Below are 2,637 nucleotides of genomic sequence, written 5' to 3'. Positions count from 1 at the left end.
CGCGAGAATCGTGACGCCGGCGACCGGCCGGCCATGGAAGCTGCCTTCCCATTCGAGATAGGTGCTCGCGCCATCGTCGGCTTGATGCACGAATGCGATCTTGTCGTACATGGCGCGCGTCGCGTTGAAGACATGTCGGATATCGGTCGCTCCCCGGACCACGCCGCTGACCACCGATGCCTCAAGAACGGCGTTCGGAGAGAACGCGGCGGCGAACTCTTCCACCGTCGGGCGCTTGATGATGTCGAACCAGGCCTGGCCGGGAATAGTCCCGACACCTGCTATGCCGCCGGCCGAGCTCATGACGCGGTCGCCTGGGCGTGCGCTGCGGGCTCGCGGGCGGGCGCGTCTCCGTCGAGTGAGGGATAGTCCGTGTAGCCGTGCTCACCCCCGCCATAGGCCGTCGACCGGTCGAATGCGCTCAGTTCCGCTCCGAGGCGGATGCGTCGCGGAAGATCCGGATTGGCGATGAACATGCGGCCGAAAGCAACGGCGGCGGCCAGTCCCGTCTCCAGCGCGGTGATGCCTTTTCCGATCGTATAGCCCCCGGCCGTGATGACCGGGCCGGAGAACAGCCCGGCGAAGAGCTTGAGATTGTCGGCGCTGTCGATGCTGGCGTCATCGCCGATGCCGGCGGAAGATCCGCGCGGCTCGATGAGATGGAGATAGGCGAGGTCGTATCTGTTCAACTCGCCGATGACATAGCTGAAATGCGTCACCGGATCACTGTCGCTGAGACCTCCCAGGTTGCCATGCGGCGAAAGCCTGACCGCGGTGCGGTCGGCCCCGATATCGGCCGTGATTCCATCCACGACCTCCAGCAGAAAGCGGCTTCGGTTTTCGATCGATCCACCATAGGCATCGATGCGATGGTTGCTGCCGTCCTGCAGGAACTGGTCGAGCAGGAAACCGTTGGCCCCGTGGATCTCGACGCCGTCGAATCCGGCTTCCATCGCGTTTGCGGCAGCCTGCCGGAAGTCCGCCACAATGCCCGGCATGTCAGCCAACTCCAGGGCTCGCGGCGTCTCGTAGGGACGTTGCTCGAAGGTCGGAATATAGGCCATCCCGGGGGCGGCAATCGCCGACGGTGCCACGGGCAGGCTGCCATCGGGATTATAGGACGAATGCGACCAGCGGCCGTGATGGACGATCTGGAGGACGATCGTCCCGCCCTGGGCGTGAACGGCGTCGGTCACTTGGCGCCACCCTGCCATTTGCTCGGCGGTGTGAATCYCGGGCATCTGCGGATAGCCATGACCTTGCACGCTGATCGCCGTTGCCTCCGTCACGATCAATCCGGCGGAGGCGCGCTGAGCATAATATGTGGCGCTCATCAATTGCGGTATGCCGTCGGGGGTGGCGCGCATCCGCGACAACGCAGGCATCACAACGCGGTTTTTGAGCGATAAAGCGCCAAAACTCGCAGGAGAAAATAGCGTATCAATGCTCATATCGATCCATCCCTGTATAAAATCGGCACGGATATGATCTACTCGGTTGCCTGCTTGCTGCAATTATACTGACGTGTACCGCGTGTTGCGACTCGCAACGACATATTCACCAGATATGATCCGCTCCGAGATCGGCGTAATGCTGCCGACTTTGCGGCTTGACCAACAGCGCGGCGATCTCTGGATGCTTCGTTTTCATCGCGACGTCGAGCAAGACGACGGCATCCTCAATGTCAGCCGTCCGCATTGCCGGCGTCATCGCAAGACTGAGCGCGACGAGAATCTGATCGGGGGAGAGCTGGACCGTAATGGCGCCATTGACGGCCTCGATTCCCTCGACGCTCGCAGCCAACTCCTTGATGGCACGGACCTTGGCCGGAGATGCCGCAAGACCGATGAGAAGCGAACGGCCCTGAGCCGCCAGGACGACCGCGGTCAAAGCCAGGAGGGTCGCGATCCCGATCGACGCCATTCCATCGAGCGACGGCTGGTCGAAGAGCATGCCAAGGCCTATGCCGGTGGCAGCCAGGAAGAGCCCGACGATACCGGCCGCCCCACCAAACAATATCGTTAGGGAAGCGCTATCGCGCGTCGAGCGGACATAATTGACGAGAACGTTCGGTTTGGTGGAACCAGCAGCGTGGCACAGCGCGAAGCCCGTGCACGCGACCTCCACGACCAGCGCCGAGAACAGGACCGAATAGCTGATTCTGGCGTTGGTGATCGGCTGGGGAGCCATGATCTGCATGACCCCGTCATGCATCGCGCTCCCGGCTCCAGCCGCAAAGATCAGAAGTGCGGCAACGAAGCTCCAGAAGAAGATCTCCCTACCGAAGCCAAGCTGATGATGCGAGGTCGCTGGCCTGCGCGAGGCAAGAACACCATAGAGCAGAGCGGCTTCCGTCACCCCGTCCATCACGGAATGCATGCCCTCGGCAAACATGGCCGAACTGCCCGTGGCATAGGCGGCGGCGAACTTCATGAGCGCCACGAACGCGTCGCCGACCAAAGCGACTGCGACGATGATCTCGCGGCGATGGGCCGCGCCGTTTCCATCGGATGAGAACGTGGTTGCACCGAGAAGACGGCCTACAAGCGCACTTCGCCGCATCGCCACGCCTCTCGAAGCCCTAATCGGGGAAGCCGCGCAAATGCGCGGAAGGGAACGACAGATAGAAGACCCCGA

The 2,637-nt window shown here is 62.3% G+C and carries 3 protein-coding genes; all 3 read right to left on the bottom strand.

The window, feature by feature from the left end:
• Window positions 1-303 (bottom strand): hypothetical protein (locus AB4Y99_RS26930; RefSeq protein WP_441525489.1); only part of this gene is annotated, 303 nt, incomplete at its 3' end.
• Window positions 300-1,451, bottom strand: coding sequence for an alkene reductase (locus AB4Y99_RS26925; RefSeq protein WP_441525488.1), 1,152 nt, complete (start codon window positions 1,449-1,451; stop codon window positions 300-302). The genes AB4Y99_RS26925 and AB4Y99_RS26930, both read right to left, overlap by 4 nt.
• Before the next feature lie 106 nt (window positions 1,452-1,557).
• Window positions 1,558-2,562, bottom strand: a complete 1,005-nt coding sequence (locus AB4Y99_RS26920; RefSeq protein ID WP_441525487.1) for a cation diffusion facilitator family transporter — start codon at window positions 2,560-2,562, stop codon at window positions 1,558-1,560.
• Window positions 2,563-2,637: the final 75 nt, after the last annotated feature.

This window comes from Allobosea sp. TAB14 (assembly GCF_052113865.1).
Lineage (GTDB): Bacteria > Pseudomonadota > Alphaproteobacteria > Rhizobiales > Beijerinckiaceae > Allobosea > Allobosea spartocytisi.
This window is presented reverse-complemented; position numbering and strand designations above follow the sequence as displayed.

Bases quoted from the DNA above. Each gene is read 5' to 3' on its own strand.
- AB4Y99_RS26920 (WP_441525487.1), bottom strand. From the start codon at position 2,562: ATGCGGCGAAGTGCGCTTGTAGGCCGTCTTCTCGGTGCAACCACGTTC.